Origin of the sequence: Halomonas sp. CnH100-B (assembly GCF_024124605.1) — a bacterium.
Taxonomy (GTDB): Bacteria; Pseudomonadota; Gammaproteobacteria; order Pseudomonadales; family Halomonadaceae; genus Vreelandella.
The window spans coordinates 84493-101564 of record NZ_JAMXRX010000001.1 but is presented as its reverse complement, the minus strand read 5'-3'; the positions used below and the strand labels follow the sequence as shown (position 1 = coordinate 101564).

Annotated in this window: 11 protein-coding genes; all 11 read right to left on the bottom strand. The window is 48.9% G+C overall.

Annotated elements, in window-relative coordinates; genetic code table 11:
• Positions 1 to 4: 4 nt before the first annotated feature.
• The gene (locus tag NH398_RS00415; protein WP_253015747.1) at positions 5 to 868 is read right to left on the bottom strand and encodes a GDSL-type esterase/lipase family protein; all 864 of its coding nucleotides are present in this window, start codon (positions 866 to 868) and stop codon (positions 5 to 7) included.
• Positions 869 to 872: 4 nt separating this feature from the next.
• Positions 873 to 2468, bottom strand: coding sequence for a heparinase II/III family protein (locus tag NH398_RS00410; RefSeq protein WP_253015745.1), 1596 nt, complete (start codon positions 2466 to 2468; stop codon positions 873 to 875).
• 7 nt (positions 2469 to 2475) lie between these two features.
• Positions 2476 to 4617: a glycosyltransferase gene (locus NH398_RS00405; RefSeq protein WP_253015743.1), complete on the bottom strand. Its 2142-nt coding sequence runs from the start codon at positions 4615 to 4617 to the stop codon at positions 2476 to 2478.
• 3 nt (positions 4618 to 4620) lie between these two features.
• The gene (locus tag NH398_RS00400; protein WP_253015741.1) at positions 4621 to 7902 is read right to left on the bottom strand and encodes a glycosyltransferase; all 3282 of its coding nucleotides are present in this window, start codon (positions 7900 to 7902) and stop codon (positions 4621 to 4623) included.
• A gap of 110 nt (positions 7903 to 8012) precedes the next feature.
• The gene (wecC, locus tag NH398_RS00395) at positions 8013 to 9293 is read right to left on the bottom strand and encodes a UDP-N-acetyl-D-mannosamine dehydrogenase (RefSeq protein WP_253015739.1); all 1281 of its coding nucleotides are present in this window, start codon (positions 9291 to 9293) and stop codon (positions 8013 to 8015) included.
• Between the two features lie 81 nt (positions 9294 to 9374).
• Positions 9375 to 10499, bottom strand: coding sequence for a UDP-N-acetylglucosamine 2-epimerase (non-hydrolyzing) (gene wecB / locus NH398_RS00390; RefSeq protein WP_253015737.1), 1125 nt, complete (start codon positions 10497 to 10499; stop codon positions 9375 to 9377).
• 20 nt (positions 10500 to 10519) lie between these two features.
• Positions 10520 to 10819, bottom strand: coding sequence for a hypothetical protein (locus tag NH398_RS00385; protein ID WP_253015735.1), 300 nt, complete (start codon positions 10817 to 10819; stop codon positions 10520 to 10522).
• Positions 10816 to 11886 (bottom strand): hypothetical protein, encoded by a 1071-nt coding sequence (locus NH398_RS00380; protein WP_253015733.1) that lies wholly within the window; start codon positions 11884 to 11886, stop codon positions 10816 to 10818. Before NH398_RS00380 ends, NH398_RS00385 begins: the two co-directional genes overlap by 4 nt.
• A gap of 49 nt (positions 11887 to 11935) precedes the next feature.
• A complete protein-coding gene (locus NH398_RS00375; RefSeq protein ID WP_253015731.1) occupies positions 11936 to 13345 on the bottom strand; it encodes a hypothetical protein in 1410 nt (469 codons plus the stop codon).
• Between the two features lie 45 nt (positions 13346 to 13390).
• Positions 13391 to 14515, bottom strand: a complete 1125-nt coding sequence (locus NH398_RS00370) for an ABC transporter ATP-binding protein (RefSeq protein WP_253015729.1) — start codon at positions 14513 to 14515, stop codon at positions 13391 to 13393.
• 195 nt (positions 14516 to 14710) lie between these two features.
• Entirely contained in the window at positions 14711 to 16135 is a 1425-nt protein-coding gene (locus tag NH398_RS00365) for an MBL fold metallo-hydrolase (protein WP_253015727.1), read from the bottom strand.
• Positions 16136 to 17072 lie beyond the last annotated feature (937 nt).

Below are 17072 nucleotides of genomic sequence, written 5' to 3'. Positions count from 1 at the left end.
AAAATCAATACAACAAGCCTAACAACTTAAGCTCATCAATTAAAATATTCCCGACCAAAATACTTGCATCAGATGTTAAGTGCAAATCGTCATAGAAAAAGTCGGCCTTTTCAGAAACAGCGCCTTCTAAATCAATAAAGTCTATTAAATTATTAGCGCAATAATTTTTGCAAATTTTATTGACATTAGACCTAGACTTAGACTTACGGTTATATTTTTCGATATTAGCGCCAACTTTTAGAAGCCATTCATCATTTTCATCTTTTACAAACCTATGTGGCGTTGAAGCAAAGACAAATGGAATATCATAAATGCACAATATGGAGTGAATTACCTTTAGCATCTTATGCATCGACTTTAAAGAAACTTGGCCAGAGTAGTCACTCAAGAGCACTTTTTCTTTGCCTAATGGAACAAGCGGAGATAATCTTTGATCAATATTCCAATAGCCATCATCTAATTGTATTACACGCTGATCATTAGTTGGCATGAAAAAAACCACTAGACTTGGCTCTACGGGCACAACTTTGTTCAGCAAAACATTTGCGACATGCAGACTGGTGGCGCCTGAATAACCACCATTTAGAACGTTCAGGCTTGAATTATACCCCTCGATTACTGCATTTATTCTTTTTTCTTCATCCACGAAAACGGACTCGACAAAAGAATCTCCAAGCAGTACGATTTTTTTTGACCTAGAACTTCTATTTATTACCTTTGAGTTAATAATAAAACCATTTTCATCTGTATTCAATGCATACCTTTTGTTAACCAAACTTTTTGTGGCTTTTAGCAACTGCTCTTCAGAAGGCTGTTTATGTGTCGAAACAGAACTTCCCCACTCTTTTAAACGTATGACTCTATTCATCCAATCACTCTCGCCTTAGATTAATATCTACTTTATTTTTCCCTTTAGAAGAAGACAAAAGCAAACGAATTCCATCAACCTTCTCCGAGTATTTTTTAGAAATTATGCAGCTAGAAGCAATATTATCGTTAAAAGATTGAAATATACTCGCACTATTCATCAAAGGAAAAAACATATCGCATCGCAAATTATTAAAGTCTAATCTAGCAAAGTCCCTCTTCAAAACCTTGAGTGACGCAGATTCCCCAAAGCAGAAATTTGAATAAATCTGTTCCGCTTCCGACTCATCGTAAATCACAAGAGAGCCATTATCTAAACAGGAAAAATCTACTATTCTCGTTATTTTTTCACCATGAGACCAGCTTTCGCCATAGATTTTTTTATTAGTCTTATCGAGAGAAAGAAGAGGGCTTTTTGAAAGTTTAGACATATCTCGCTCAGGCTTTCCTTTGACAAATGGAACACAATGCGCCAAAGGTGACCTTAAAAAGATCCTAGCCTGATCTTTTTCATTATGTGAAAATAAGCCATTATCAGACAGAACCACATTTCCATTACACCAAAGATAAACCATCAAGTCATCATCATGTCTATGATAGTTCGAATCATGCACGCATTTAACCAATAAAAAATACTCGCCTATTTTCTTACTATTACCCTTACATACAAAATAGCCGGACGAAGTATAGTCATATACAAGACACTCATCCTCTTGTATAGCTGAGTACAAGCCTATATCTTCATCTTGAGTATCGCCTATTGTAGGCAAAAAGCCGCTTGGAAGCGTTAGCACCTCTAAAAATTTCTGGGCTCTCTCAATATATCTGTTTGCCAAATCTGAAACGCTTTGCTCATTTAGCAATGAAAAATCTTTTAAAAGCTTCAACCTGCCCAGCATCATTTTCTGATATCCAGGGCTATTTTCTTTGTGTACACCTTCTTCAGTAAAAGCTACTTTAACTTCACTTATCAATCTTTCTCGATTTTTTACTCTGTATTTCTCAAAGGAGTCACAATCAAAAAAGAGACTAATAGTCAGCACAATCATCGCTTGATCAAAGCCATGATTAGTATACCGCGTATAGTGTTTATCGTCTTGGATCCAATCCAAGTGCTCATATATTAAACTACTAATACAATCTAGATCTTTAGGCTCCCACAAAGAAGAATCCACAGAACAGCAAAAGACAAACCAATTAGCAATATTCCGCACCCGAAATGCAGCAGCATGATCATGCCAAGATAGCGGTGAAGCTTTATTATTTTTTGCTTTTTCGACCCACTGATAGATAGCATCCATGCAAATTTTGAAATATTTCTTACGCTCAGACTCAGTTTGAAAAAAATAACTATTCGAATACCAATTCAAAAAAGGAAGTGCTTGCAACTGCCACCACCAATTACGGTCTCGCTCAAGACATTGCCAATCAAAAGACTGAACATCTAGGGCACTATCACTAAAACTTCTTGCCTCAAATTTTTTTTCATCGAATAGCTTCTTTAATTTACGAGCATCCTCTTTGCTATTAGCAGCTATCTTTTTCTTTATGTAAAAAAAAGCATTCGAAGAGATATTGCTCTGTATATCGCATCTTTTCATAAGAAAACTATTCGCTCTTAATAATTCTCAGCCAATTATTCAAGATATCCATTGAAAACAAGCTATGAATATTATCTTTCAGTACCTTTCTATCTCGATCAAACTCTATCACTATTTTTTTGGCATCTTTTACAGTTTCAACAACATTAGAATCACCCCATATACATTTAGCACCGTCCCAGTTCCATACAAGTGGGATTGAACCAGTCAATATACCCTCCCCAACCGCCATGTGAAATGATTCATGATCTGAAGGCGATAGAATAAATCCAACCATCGTCAACCACTCATTTACATCATCACCGGGAGGGTCAAAAATCACCTTGTAACGTAACTTAGGGTGCTCATTGATTCGTTTAAAAACTTGCTCGTAAAAAGCCAGTTCATCCTCTCGATTTAGCAGCCACCCATAATCAAGAGGGTGTTTCCCCTTAACGCGCAAACAATAGCGATCATCCTCATCTAACAGAGCCTCAAGAAGATCTATCGCACGATCTAAGCGTTTACTTTTAGGAGCGACTCCAATCATACCTAAGGTAAATCGCGCTTCTCCTGTCTTCTTTTTAGGGGTAAATTTTGTATCGTCTAAGTAATTTGGTATGACTGACGTTTTTTCAGCAGGAAAGCCCTTAAAAATCTCTAGCGCTTGACGACGTGTGTGTTCACTAACAAAACTAACATGATCAACATTCTGCCAGTCAGCTTCTGCCATATAGGGTAAACGGGCTTCCTGTGCATGGAAACGTGCCACTAAACGCTGATTTGGCTTTTTATTATAGGAATACCATTTAAGGTTCCCTAAACACCATTCGCAGAAGATCACATCGGCTTGCTCCAGTAGCTGAAGGCTCTGGGCTTCATCGTGCTTGTTGTGTCCATCCCACTGATCAATAAGGAATTCAAACTGACCGGTAGCTTCAAGCTTTTTCTGCAGCAAGTTGAAAAACTTGAGATCATGCCCCGCTACAAGCACATGTGTTTTAGCCTTTGGTTCAGGTGCTTTAGGGGTCTCAGCCAGCCACTGCCGAATCTCTTTTACTCGGCTGGAGAAGGTGTGGTGTTCAGCCAATCGTTTCAAGGCATCTGCCGCTTGCTGAGCTATTTTAGGTTCACTCAGTGCACGCATAAGCTGGCGTTTAAAATCAGATTCGCTATTGGCGAATAAAGGGTAGTCTTCCCCCAGTAACTGTTCGTGGAGCGAGTTGCGGTTGAGAATGGCGGCGCAACCAGCCCCACCGTACTCCAGAATCTTGGTAGAGTACTCCACGGTGTCATTCATACTCTCATCGCGCCAGGAAAGTCCAACGCGAGCCTGCTGAAGTTGCTCCTGAACGACCTCACGAGATTGTGCACCCCACCATGCCAAACCCTGAGTGCTCGTCAAAGCATGCTGCATGCGCTCGGCATAATTCGGCTGATCCGACTCGTTGTGGATCTTGTCGCCAATCATCACCAACTCACTGCTAGGTAGCTCGCGGTGTATGGCAGGCCAGGACTGAGCCATCTCAAGAGTCTTCCAGTCGCTTTTAAACTTACCAGCGTAAATCGCCTTCATAGGTCGTTCGCTGATTGGTGCCAAGAACTCGGGTAAGTCAGGAATAACAGGGTTGTAAATACGCAGCTTGCCGATATCCAGATCGGGCACTAGGGCCTGCCATAAGGCCTGGAAACCCTCGGTCTGGCAAAGCAAACGCTGACAACCCTTGGCAATACGCTGAAACACCAGCCGCTGATCTGGGGCATAGTCGCTCAGCGACTGAGGAATATCGGTCAGGTACATCCAGCTCTTGGCCAGCACGTCCGGCGCGTCCAATAGCTGGTTTGCGATCTCCAGCCCCCTCACGATAATGACGTCATAAGGCTTGGCGCGGTCAAGGCGGATGGCCAGCTCACCCATCATAGCCGGAGTAAGGCGAGCAAAGCCCTGGCCCTGCCAGTACTGGCGGTCACTGCCATCCAAAAGTGACACATTGCCATCGGCCTTGAGCATGCCATAGAGCTCATCCCGAGCTGGAGTGCTTCTGGCTAAGAACTCGACCTTAGCGTCGCCGGTGGCGGCGGTAGCCAGAGCGATGGTCTGAGCCCAGATAGAAGAACCATCGATGTAATTGAGGTCAGGGTTGCCGCAAATCAGTACACGCTTGGTCATATTTTATCCTCTCATCGCTTGTTGAGCCGAACCGGCAATCTGGAACTGATCGCTGTCAACTAAGTAGAGATCCGAGCGTGTGATATGCTCCTCTGGACGTGCTGTGATGGGCTGCTTGAGAAACTCAGTCGTTCGCATCAATAAACCGCTCAAACAGGCCTCTCCTTCATATGCGAAGCAGTCTTGACCTAATGCTTTGGCCCAACCGCAGGCCCCGGGCTCGTAGAGGCTAGCGTTCACCAGATCACGCAGATAATGCTCACCGTAGTTGTTCAAGGGGCTGAGCCATCCAGCCAATGGAGTATCCGAATGCTCTTCGGCTAGCCAAAGGATTTGCTGCTCTCTTTGAAGTAGAATGATATTTTTCGAGAGTGAACCTGCCAACTGAGTGAGTTCCTGTGTACAGATAATACCTAGTTGGAAGCTGCGGTAACTCTGCTTTAAAGCAAAGGAGTTCAGTGCTTCCAGTTCCGGTTGAGAGTGAGCCTCGGCAATCAGGGCGATAGAAGGATCAGTGGCCATCCGAGTTTCGATTCCCAGACGGTCAAATATATCGTTAAGACGGTGGGCATAGGTGTGCTTGGCAAATACTTCTCGAATGCCAGCCAGACTGCGGCGTCGCCATTCGTTGTTGTCCGTCATTAGTGTTTGCAGCGCGTCATCGGCCTCTTCCTGACTATGCACCAGCCAGACCGCATCGCTTTCAAACAAATTCTCGATGCCCTTAGCATAAGTGCTAACCACGGGAGTACCACAAGCCATCAGCTCGAAGACCCTACGTGAGAACATGGTAGGTGAATCGGTCACGGAATTGACATTGAGAAACACCCGATAGCGGCTGTACTCGTCACAGAGCTCCTTATAGGGCAGACTGCCTTTGATGCCTGCTTGGTACTCCTCTGGGAAGGGGAAGATACCTGTGCCGTAGTTACGGTCATAGATATCCAGCCCATGATGGTTAGCTGCTTGCAGCAGCCAGCGCATCGCCTCTCCGCGCTCCGCGTGGCGGTTACCATACCAACTGCCTGCAAAACAGGCCCTGGGCTTGCGACCCGCCAGAGGTGCTGGCTTGTGCAAGGCTGGTTGGGCAGCAAAAGGCAAGGCATGTACGTTGGGGTTGCCGGTCTTGGCTTGGTAAGAGTCCTTCATGTTGGCGTCTGTGGTAAAGATATGATCTACCAGCTTGGCGCTACACATAAATTTCTGGTGATGAACTGGGTCTTCCTTGTTCCAAAACAGGGTAGGGATCCCCTTCTCCCGCGCATACTGGCAGATATGGGCAATTTCATGACCGGGCCTGTTGGCGTAGTCCGCTACTCTGTACTGCCAACTACCATAGTTGCCCTTCCAGGCGCTCTCGATAAAGAAGAACTCGGGGTTATATTTCTCGGCTAAAGCATACCAGTTATCTGGGCGAGGCTGTATTAGGTTGACGTCCTGCTCAAAACAGCCGGTGGTGAACTCATCCATGATGCCAATCACATAAGGCTTGCCGTTGGGCGGCTGCTCCGGCCAACCTAGTATGCTGATCTCGGAGGCCCTAGCACTAGGGGGCACGAACTGCATAGGCTGAGATTTGTCAGCTTTCGGCTTGACGCGCAGCTCCCGCAGGAAAACTTGCTCGTCATCTTTTTTGTTGAAGCCACAAATGCCGATACGGATCTCACTTACGCCTTCCGGCACAGTGAAGCTGTGCAGTTCCTGGATCTGATTTTGAGTGCAGGGCAAGTACTTGAAAAAGGCTTTAAGATGGCCAGATTTCGCCATCTTACCGCAAGATTTATCAACCGGGTTGCCCTGAGCATCAAAGGCGTTGACCAACAAAACCGCTTTGCGATTTTGCGCCCCCTTAATATTACGATACTCTGAAGCAGCTTCGATGATAAGCGACTGACCCGCTTTGACTGACACGGAATACCAGAGTGGGTCTTTTCGAGGTAGCTCAATGATTTCCGGGTGGCTAAACGTACCAAAACTTGACTTGGTTGGTACCAATTTTGCCTGCGCCTTAGCTGCACTCTTCTGCCTTAGAGCCTTTTCCTCACCATTCAGTAAACGTACCATCGGCTTAGTATGCGACGAGAATAGTAGATTCGTACTGGGCTTAGGCGCTGGCAACTTCAGCGAGCGCTCAAGAGCCGTAGCTAGGCTTTTAGCATTCCCGGCCTCGAAGCTCACTACGCTATCGTATTTACTAGCGTACTCTGATAAAGGTGCCACGTTAGATACTACTAAACGCTTGCCGTAGGTCAGAGCCTCAGCGGCTTTCATTGGCGGTACAATATTACAAACTTTCAAAAGTTTGCGAGGAATAACGACTGTATCTATGAGCGCGTAATAACGTGCGACTTGTTCATGGGGAATGCGCCCTACATTAACCAACCAGGGCTTATCTGACACAGCACTTTTATATTCAGCCGTGTGAGATACAATGAGGCCATCTCCAACTAGTAACAGCTTGAGACTTTGCCCCTGCTGCACCAGTGCCTCACAGGCCGCAATCAGAGTATCCAAACCCTCATAAACACTGTGGCTACCAATGTAGCCCACTACCTTGTCACCTTCCTGAATTCCTAACTGCTTCTTAAGCGCAGGATCGGCAGGCGCAATATTTGGTAGCTCGCTCACGCCATTGGGTACTAGCTGAATGCTTTCGCGCTTGACGCCACGCTTCACCAGCTCTTCTTGCATAGGAGCATTTAACGTGAAAGTAGTTATCCCCTGCTTTGCCACAAACGTATCGCGCTCTGCTTCAATTTGGCAGGTTTTGCTACTTTCAAAGGCGGGATCTTGTGCAGCGCGTGATAGCTCCCAAAAACCACGTACTTCATTATAAAACGGCAAACCTAGGCGCTTAGCCGCCACCCAGGCGGGTAAGCCTACTATCCAATTAGAGGCAGCTAGCACCACTTCTGGACGGTAAACGCTGAACAGCGTCATGAATTGCTGAACGCTCGCTTCTAAGTGCTCGCGCTCGTTGGTCGGCGTAACATCATTAGGCCAGCGACTATGAATATAACGCACCCCCTGAAGGGTCACTTCAGGAGGGGTAGGTTGGCTATTTTGCTGTAACTCCCACGGTCTACCCGGCCGAACAAAACAGAGAGTTTCAAAGCCATGATGATTAAGGGCTTTAGCCACACCTTGTGTGCGAATCGCATAGCCGTTGCTCGCATAACTTTGACCATGACTAACCACATAAGCCACACGGCCTTTGATAGGCATTGAAAGTGCATGGCTGGTTTGATTCGCTAAATGTGTCGCGTGTTGAAGAAGCTCGTCCATGGATTTCCGTGAGAGATGAATGGTGAATGGTAATTGGTGAGTGGCTGCTTGGGCTGCGGAACGCCTTGCCTTATCACTCACCTGGTTTAGCGACAGTTATGGGTGGATATTTAACCTAGCAGGCCCACAGCGTCGATGACGGTTTCCTTACCGCTCACGGCCTTCTTATGAACAATAAACGGCTTGTGTTTCACTAACACACATACCACATCGGCTTCTGCCATGGCTTCATCGAAGGTCGCCAGTGTTACGTTATCGCCTTCCAGACCTTTAGGCAGTGTTTCAATATTGGGTTCCACCACTTGTAATTTGCAGCCCAGCTTGCCAATTTCTTTGGCAATCCCCAGGGCGGGGCTTTCACGCAGGTCATCAATATCCGGTTTAAAGGCAACTCCCAAGCAAGCCACGGTCAAATCGCTACGCTTGGCATCCGGGTGCTGCTGGTGGTAGTACTCCAGCGCTTCTTTCACACGGCCTAGCACCCACTGCGGTTTGGCATCGTTCACTTCGCGCGCTGCGCGAATGATTTTGGCCTGTTCTGGGCAGGCATCTACGATGAACCAAGGGTCTACAGCGATACAGTGACCGCCTACGCCCGCACCGGGGGTCAAGATATTCACTCGTGGGTGACGGTTTGCTAAAGCAATCAGTTCCCACACATTGATATCTAGCTCGTGGCAGATGGTGGAAAGCTCATTTGCGAAAGCAATATTGACATCCCGAAAGCTATTTTCGGTTAGCTTGGCCATCTCGGCAGTGCGAGCAGTGGTAGCAACACACTCACCTTCCACCACGATTTGATAGAGCGCGCATGCGGCTTCGGCGCATTTCGGGGTCATACCACCAATCACGCGGTCGTTCTCAACCAGCTCGCGAATTACATGGCCCGGTAATACACGCTCAGGGCAGTGGGCAATACGAATATCGGATGCTTCACCGTGGGTTTGCGGGAAGGTTAGATCTGGCCGTGCTTCTGCCAGCCACTCTGCCATCTGCTCGGTGGCACCTACGGGGCTAGTGGATTCTAGAACCACCAAGTTGCCCGGCTGTAATACCGCTGCCACGGATTTGGCTGCTGCTTCTATATAACTTAAATCTGCTTTGTGGTTCTGGCCGTTTTCATCTGTATGGAACGGTGTGGGTACGGCTACCAAAAAGGCATCAGCGGGTTCAGGGGTGGTGGTTGCACGCAGGTAACCCTGCTTCACCGCAGCGTTCACCACAATATCTAGCTCAGGCTCTACAATATGAATATCGCCCTTGTTAATGGTATCTACGGCGTGCTGGTTGACATCAACACCAATCACTTTCTTCTTCCGTGAAGCAAATACCGCTGCAGTCGGCAGACCAATGTAGCCCAGGCCAATCATAGAGATGGTTTCAAATTTCATGTGTTTATCCGTGAGTAGTGGATGTTGAATATTAAATGGTGAGTCGTGAATAGTTAGTGACGAGTATTTGATGCTCGCCTATTACTGTTTCCACTCACTTAACACGTTGCGAATACGTTCGCAGGCGGTGCCATCGCCGTAGGGGTTATGGGCATAACTCATGGCGTTGTAGGCTGCTTCATCTGTTAGCAGGCGGGTCAGCTCTTCAGTAATAGTAGAGACATCGGTGCCTACCAGCTTTACGGTACCAGCGGAAACCGCTTCTGGGCGCTCAGTGGTATCGCGCATTACCAGCACGGGCTTACCTAAAGATGGCGCCTCTTCTTGAATACCACCGGAATCCGTCAGAATGATGTGGGCGCGATTCATCAAGTAAACGAACGGCAGGTAGTCTTGAGGTTCGATAAGATGGACGTTATCAATACCTGCCAATAACCGGTTCACTGGCTCGCGTACATTCGGGTTCAAGTGAACCGGGTAGAGAATCTGCGTATCAGGGTGAGCTTTGGCGGTCTCTGCCAATGCTTGGCAAATACGCTCAAAACCGCCGCCAAAGCTTTCGCGGCGGTGTCCAGTGACCAGTATCAAGCGCTTGCCAGCCTGCAACATGGGAAAGCGTGCAGCCTGCTCTTGAGCCAATGCCTGGTTGGTATCCAGCTTATGGGCAACATCCAACAATGCATCAATCACTGTATTGCCTGTTACGTGAATATCCGCTGGTGCGATGCCTTCGTTCAACAGGTTTTGTTGAGAGGTTTCGGTAGGTGCAAAGTGCAGTTTTGCCAATGCCCCAGTGAGTTTACGGTTCCCCTCTTCCGGCCAAGGCGAGTATAGGTTACCTGTACGCAGCCCTGCTTCTACGTGACCCACGGGGATTTGCTGGTAGTACGCCGCCAGGGTGGTGGCAAAGGTGGTCGCGGTGTCGCCATGCACCAGCACGATATCAGGCTTAAACTCTTCAAAAACACCCTTGAGACCTTGCAGAATCCCGCAGGTGACATCGTTGAGGTCTTGGCCCGGTTTCATGATATTCAGGTCAAAATTGGGTACTAGCTCGAATAAAGACAACACCTGATCCAACATTTCTCGGTGCTGTGCCGTCACGCATACTTTAGCGTCAAAACGCTCATCGGCGTCTAATTGAAGCGCCAGCGGTGCCATTTTAATCGCTTCGGGACGGGTGCCAAATACGGTCAATACTTTCATTCTGTTACCTTAGCTGTTAATCAACGCTCTAATCGTTGGTACTCAAGTTCTTGGCAGCGCTGGTAGTAGTGCTCAAGAAGTTGCTGAGTTTCCTGTAGCTGACGCTGTGCCTGATCCGCTTGTCCTGTCATGCTCTCAGGCATCGCGGTTAGCTGTTTTGAACCGCTGCCAGCGTATTTATCACACAGGTAGAGATTGGCTTTAAATAAGTGCGCGCCATACTGCTTAGCGGCTTTTTGGTAAAACATTTTAGCGGTTGCGTAATCACCTTTGCGAAACGCTTGCATAGCCCGCTTAATCACAAGTGGCTCTACGCTCATAGGTTGTCCTTTTCCTTAGATAATTCTTGTGCATTAGACTCTTTAAACATTTTTGTTACATGCTGCCCTAATGCATTAGCAGCTTGCCGACGTTGCTCGCTCTGCACCATAAAGCCTTCAGACACCTGAATTGCCAACTGATTAAGTGAACTCTTTATTTCCTCAAATTGGCTAGACTGCTCTCGAATACGGGCTATTTCTTTATTAGCGCTTTCTAACGAAGCCTCTAAAGACACTATTTTCTTCTCGTATTCTATGGCTTGATGCTTACGATTTTTAAACCAAGTTTGTGTATTTTCGAGTTTCTCTTTGACGTCTTCTAATTCAATTTTAGTTTTAGATAATGCAGCTTTGGCTGCAACAGCTTCACATTCAAACCGCTTCACACATAACCATTGTTCAATGTGGGGGTGCCGTTCACATTCACGGCTGAGTATTTGAAATCCAGCTTGCTTCAAAGCAAGCTCCCACGCGGCTGCGGTAATAGATTTAGGTAGCGCTTCATGTGTGCTTATACGTACCCCAAGTACATCTACATTTTGAAACTCGGCAGCATAGGTAGTTAACAGGCTCGCATCACAAAAATAGTCGATAAAGAGCCATTGCCCTGAACTTTGCCAGTGCATTTTTGCCCACTCAGCCATCGTGACTGGCTCACAGGGCTGGCTCTCCTTTTCATTGATATTCGGCCACAAGTGCGTAAGTGTTTTAGGTGCCAGAAAGCCGCTTTCAGAAGAGTTACTTGCTATATAAAACGCATCAGCTTTGTTAAACCCGGCATCCATGACCACATTGTGTAACTGCCACTCCGGCTGCACAGCCTGCCATTTAGCGCTTAAATGTTGAAACTGTTGCTGGCTAGCTTCAACCAAGCTTACCTTCTCAATAGCATGCCCTTGTGCCCATATGAGCACTCCATCCTGGCCACCGCCCGCTCCTAACAGGGTTAATTGTGACAGTGGCTGGATACCGTGAAGAGCGCTTAGCCATTGCACAGGCGTAAGCGAATTTTGGCCATGCGCTGGCTGTGAAGGAGGAGTTTGAATGGAGTTAGACGCAACCGACATAGAGTGCTCGCTATGGTGTTGATGTTATTTGCAAGATTGCGGGGGATGATTAGCGTTGGCGTTCTTTGCGGAAAGCCTTAGTTTCTCGGCTTAATGCCATCGGTAGCTTCAGCCATCCCACAGGGGAGCCTGCGTTATCCATAATCGCTTGTCCCAAGCGATAAGAAAGGTGCCGCTTCACCTGCTCTGCTTTATGAGCATCTGCATACTGAGAGATAGGCGGTAGCTTTTCCCCTTTGCGGGCCTTCACATCTTTCTGATAAGCAGCATATTCGCGCTTTAGGGCCAGGGGTAGACAGACAAAGTCTTTTACACTGTGACTATTCACCACCACTGCGCCTAACCGGTAGGTGAGTTGGCGCTTGACACGCTGTTCAGCACCGTAATAAGGCCCGCTTTCTGAAACTACTGTGCCTTTTTTTCTAGCTTGGCTATACAGCTTTTCTAACTCTTCCTGAACTACGTGCAACTGCTCTAGCAGCATGCTGTTTTCTTGCTGTAGCTCAGTAGTATCCACAGCCGCAACGGTTGGAGTAGGCGGTGTTTTTTTCAACTCCTCGTTTTCACGCTTTAAAGTAGCGTTCTTAGCGCTTTCTTTTTCCAGTGCCTGCTGCAATTTGGTTAGCGTATTCAGTAGTGCAACGCGCTGCTGCCTAAAGTGTTTCCAAGCATCTTCACTTGCAATGCCACCGTTAACTTCACCTGGCTGAGTGGCACTCGCCTGTAACTCTTCAAAGAGGGAGAGTGCTGGGTGCTTTTCAACCACTTGCTCGCTTAGAAAGCGTTCTAATGGCTCTGCTTCTAAGTATGCGGTCTCTGTCTGCTCACCGCCTTCCAGAGAGTTCAGGACAGCCGTTAATGGGCTGGCCTTAGTGGTTGCCACTAAACCTTCTGTTGGCTTAGCTGAAAGCCCAGGTAGCGCTTTGAGTACCTCTTGAGGCTGGCTAAGGAGCTGCTGAGTGTGAACCAGAAAGCTTCTTTCAGGGTGACGAAGGTAAAAGGCTAACAATGCACCATGATAGGCCGCCCAGTTATTGAGCACCTCAGTTGGGGATATGCTTTCTTTGCGATCTAGTGCATTTTGCAACGCAATGGCAGGATGCTGGTACACCAACAGAAAAGCTGTTTGATCATCTACCTCATGCCACATATTCAGTAAGGGAAGTGTGTTAGATGAGGCCCAGCCCCATACGCCCTTCTGTTGCATATTACCTAGCAGAAAATCCAGAGCTAGGCCTTGCCATACACTACTGGGCGTTAACTGGCTTAACTCGGCCTCGGTTTGCACCTGTTCGATGTTAACGGCGTTATGGGCTTTAAAAAGTGAGGCTTCAATATCGTGAACGCTCATGCCTTCCCTTCTGGAAGGGGCTGCCTCTCCCATACCATAGTGTTTCAACAGTGCTTCTACGTCCGTGTACCCCGAAGATGGATGGCCGACAATAGCAATTCTATTCACTGACTCACTTCTCCTGCTTTATATGTTAATAGTATTAAAAGGCGCTTAATCCAAGCCATCCATCGCTTCTAATGCAGTTTCTGCTTGCTCTTTTTGTAGATGAGCGTTTTTGAGTGCTTTTTCAATAGTCGCTTTACGCGGTGCTTTCCAATTTTCAGTTTCCGCTTTTTCGAGCAATTGAGTAAACGCATTGATGCTTAGCTGCGCTTGACCAATTTGCATTTTGGCACTTTGACGAGCCCCAATAGATGTTTGATTCAGAATCTCTCTAAGCTCAGTCACCTGCTCGTTTGCTTCTAACCGTAGATGATTGAGTAATTGCACTTCTTCTTTAGGCCACTTTTCATGCTTTGCCTGTTGAAGACGCTGTCCAATACCATTCATATACTGGCGGGCTTGCTTAAGTTTTTTTTGCAGTTCCTGAACCTGGGCTTTATTAAAGGTTGCCGGATCGCCATCTAACGTGTGCGTGGACTCATCCTCCCCACTAACACCAGCCTGCTTTTGCTCATCCACATCGGTGTGGTACGCCAAAATGGCCTCGTTGATATCGTCGTACCAATAGGCCTGACCATCCTTTATGTAGATACCTACTTGGCAAAGGTCTCGCAGAATACCCTCGCCGTGCGACACCATAATGAGTGACGCTTTGCCCACTTTCTCTTTAAAAAGCGCTTGTGCTTTGGCTTTGAAAGAGCGGTCGCCTACGGCGGTGGCTTCATCTGAAATGTACACGTCAAAATCAAACGAGAGTGATAAGCCAAACGAAAGGCGCGAGCGCATACCTGATGAATAGGTACGTACGGGTTCATCGAAGGCTTCGCCGATTTCCGCGAAATCCTGAACGAATTCGATAACGCGGTTGACTTCTTCTGGCCCACACCCTTGAGCACGTGCAACAAATTTGGCGTTTTGGCGGCCAGTCATGTTGTTTTGCATGCCGCCGGCTAGCCCCACTGGCCATGAAACGCGGCTGTGGCGTATCACCTCGCCTCTATCTGGGGTGTCCATACCTGCAATAAGGCGCAGCAGTGTTGATTTACCGGCACCGTTGCGGCCAATCAGGCCTACACTCACCCCGGTGGGTATGGTGAGGTTGATGTCTTTGAGCACCCAGTCGCTACCATGGTGGTTGTGGTAGCGCTTGTAGAGATTCTTTATTTCGATCATTGGGTATTTGGTTGCCGATGGTGTTCTGTGGTGGCGCTTCAGCCTTCGATGGCGTGATCGGGGCGGCTATCGCCGCCTCGCGGGTGCCTCTTTCGCTCGTTGCTCTCGCTCTTTCGTTACGCCGCGCTACGGGGTGGTTGCCGCCATTTGAGGTGTTGCCACGATTGATGGTTATGTCGCGAAACAGGGTTGGTGCTACTCACCATTCACTAGTTTCACCACCTTTCCTTTACGGGTGTACATCGCTTCCAGCTCACGTTTGAGCGTGCTGCGCGCGGTTTGTTCGCCGTGTACTAAATGGATGGTATGGGGCCAGCGGCGCATGCGCTTGACGAAGTTGAGCAGCCCCTTTTGGTCGGCGTGGGCGGAGTAGCCGCTGATGGAGGTGACGCCTGCTTTGATATCAATTCGCTGGCCGTCTATTTCTACCCAACCGCCTTGGGGGCCGTACTGCTGTATGGCACGGCCTGGGGTGCCTGCGCCTTGGTAGCCTACGAATAGTACTTGGTGACGCTCATCGCCTAGCATGGCTTTTAGGTAGTTCATGATGCGCCCACCTGCACACATGCCGCTGGCGGCGATCACCACGGCGGGGCGGCCTGTGTTGGCTAAATACGCTACCGTTTGCTCGTGGGCTTCGTGGCTTTCTACGGTGTAGAGGTTATCAAAGTTGAGCGGGTGACGGCCGCTGCGTAGGCGGCGTTGGGCTTCTTTGTCCCAGTAGGGTTTTAGCTGGCGGTATACCTGGGTAAAACGGGCGGCCAGCGGTGAATCGACAATGATTTCTAGCGCTTGCCACTGGCTTTTGGGTAAGCCGCGTTTGGCGTTGCGCTCGGCTTCATAAATGATGCCTTCCAGCTCGTAGAGTAGCTCTTGGGTGCGGCCTATGCTGAATGCGGGCACCATGACCGTGCCGCCGTTAGTGAGTGCTTGCTCGATGGCATGTTTCAGCGTGGCGCGGCGCTGGCGGCGGTCGGGGTGTTGTCGGTCGCCGTAGGTGCTTTCGAGTATTAGCTGTTCACAGCCGTAGGGGGATTTAGGTGCGGGGAGTAGCGGTGCGTAGGGGGCGCCTAAATCGCCGCTGAATATGACCCGTTCCTTTTCACCATTGAGGTACTGGTGGGCGACTTCTACGTAGCTGGAACCCAGAATGTGGCCTGCCCGCTTGAGCTTTACTCGTGTGGTGATGTGGCTTTCGCCGGTTTTTTCTACCACGGTGTGCCATTTGCCGTAGGGCACGCTGACGATTTGGCTTTCTAGCTGTTGCTGGAAACGCTCAATGAGTTGGGCGTTGCGGGTGAAGCCGATTTTTAGGGCGTCTTCAATCACCAGGGGCAACAGTTTGGCCGAGGGAATGGAGCAGATGATTGGCCCTTTGAACCCGGCAGCCAGTAGGTAAGGTAGGCGGCCTACGTGATCAATGTGTACGTGGGTGATGACCAGCGCTTTGACGGTGCTGATATCGAATTCGATTTGTAGCTGATCGAAGGCGTCTTCTTTTGCGTCTTCGCCTTGGAATAGCCCGCAGTCGATCAGCAGTGAGTGTTCGCTATCGAGGGTGAGCTGGTGGCAGCTTCCAGTGACGCCTTTGGCTCCGCCGTGGTGGGTGATGTTAAGCATTGAATTCCTTTTCGTGCTTTCTCTTAGCGGTATGGCATTTTGGCGTTTGGTGGCGTGATCGGGGCGGCTAACGCCGCCCTTCGCGGGTGCCTCTTTCGCTCGTTGCTCTCGCTCTTTCGTTACGCCGCGCTACGGGGTCCCTGCCACGCTTCTAAGTATGCTATCTATTCGTAGCGCGGTGTAAGCGGAGCGCACCCGCGAAGCACCTCGCTAGGTGTGCCGAATATGCCAACGAGGTTTGATTCACCACCGTGGCTCAATCGGGGCGGCTAGTGCCGCCTTCGCGGGTGCCTCTTTCGCTCGTTGCTCTCGCTCTTTCGTTACGCCGCGCTACGGGGTTCCTGCCGCGCTTCTATGTGTGCTGTGTATTCGTAGCGCGGTGTAAGGGGAGCGCACCCGCGAAGCACCCCGCTAGGGGTGTAGATTATGCCAACGAGGTTTGATGAATCACTGTGGCTCAATCGGGGCGGCTAGCGCCACCCTTCGCGGGTGCCTCTTTCGCTCGTTGCTCTCGCTCTTTCGTTACGCCGCGCTACGGGGTTCCTGCTGCGCTTCTATGTGTGCTGTGTATTCGTAGCGCGGTGTAAGCGGAGCGCGCCCGTTAAGCACTCTGTTAGGGGTGCCGAATATGCCAACGAGATTTGATGAATCACCGTGGCTCAATCGGGGCGGCTAGCGCCGCCCTCCGCGGGTGCCTCTTTCGCTCGTTGCTCTCGCTCTTTCGTTACGCCGCGCTACGGGGTTCTTGCCGCGCTTCTAAGTATGCTATTTATTCGTAGCGCGGTGTAAGCGGAGCGCACCCGCGAAGCACCCTGTTAGGGGTGACGAATATGCCAACGAGGTTTGATGAATCACCGTGGCTCAATCGGGGCGGCTGGTGCCGCCCTCCGCGGGTGCCTCTTTCGCTCGTTGCTCTCGCTCTTTCGTTACGCCGCGC

Excerpts from the sequence above, each read along its gene's own strand:
- NH398_RS00415 (WP_253015747.1), bottom strand. The coding sequence starts at position 868 with ATGAATAGAGTCATACGTTTAAAAGAGTGGGGAAGTTCTGTTTCGACA.
- NH398_RS00410 (WP_253015745.1), bottom strand. The coding sequence starts at position 2,468 with ATGAAAAGATGCGATATACAGAGCAATATCTCTTCGAATGCTTTTTTT.
- NH398_RS00405 (WP_253015743.1), bottom strand. The coding sequence starts at position 4,617 with ATGACCAAGCGTGTACTGATTTGCGGCAACCCTGACCTCAATTACATC.
- NH398_RS00400 (WP_253015741.1), bottom strand. The coding sequence starts at position 7,902 with ATGGACGAGCTTCTTCAACACGCGACACATTTAGCGAATCAAACCAGC.
- wecC (WP_253015739.1), bottom strand. The coding sequence starts at position 9,293 with ATGAAATTTGAAACCATCTCTATGATTGGCCTGGGCTACATTGGTCTG.
- wecB (WP_253015737.1), bottom strand. The coding sequence starts at position 10,499 with ATGAAAGTATTGACCGTATTTGGCACCCGTCCCGAAGCGATTAAAATG.
- NH398_RS00385 (WP_253015735.1), bottom strand. The coding sequence starts at position 10,819 with ATGAGCGTAGAGCCACTTGTGATTAAGCGGGCTATGCAAGCGTTTCGC.
- NH398_RS00380 (WP_253015733.1), bottom strand. The coding sequence starts at position 11,886 with ATGTCGGTTGCGTCTAACTCCATTCAAACTCCTCCTTCACAGCCAGCG.
- NH398_RS00370 (WP_253015729.1), bottom strand. The coding sequence starts at position 14,515 with ATGATCGAAATAAAGAATCTCTACAAGCGCTACCACAACCACCATGGT.
- NH398_RS00365 (WP_253015727.1), bottom strand. The coding sequence starts at position 16,135 with ATGCTTAACATCACCCACCACGGCGGAGCCAAAGGCGTCACTGGAAGC.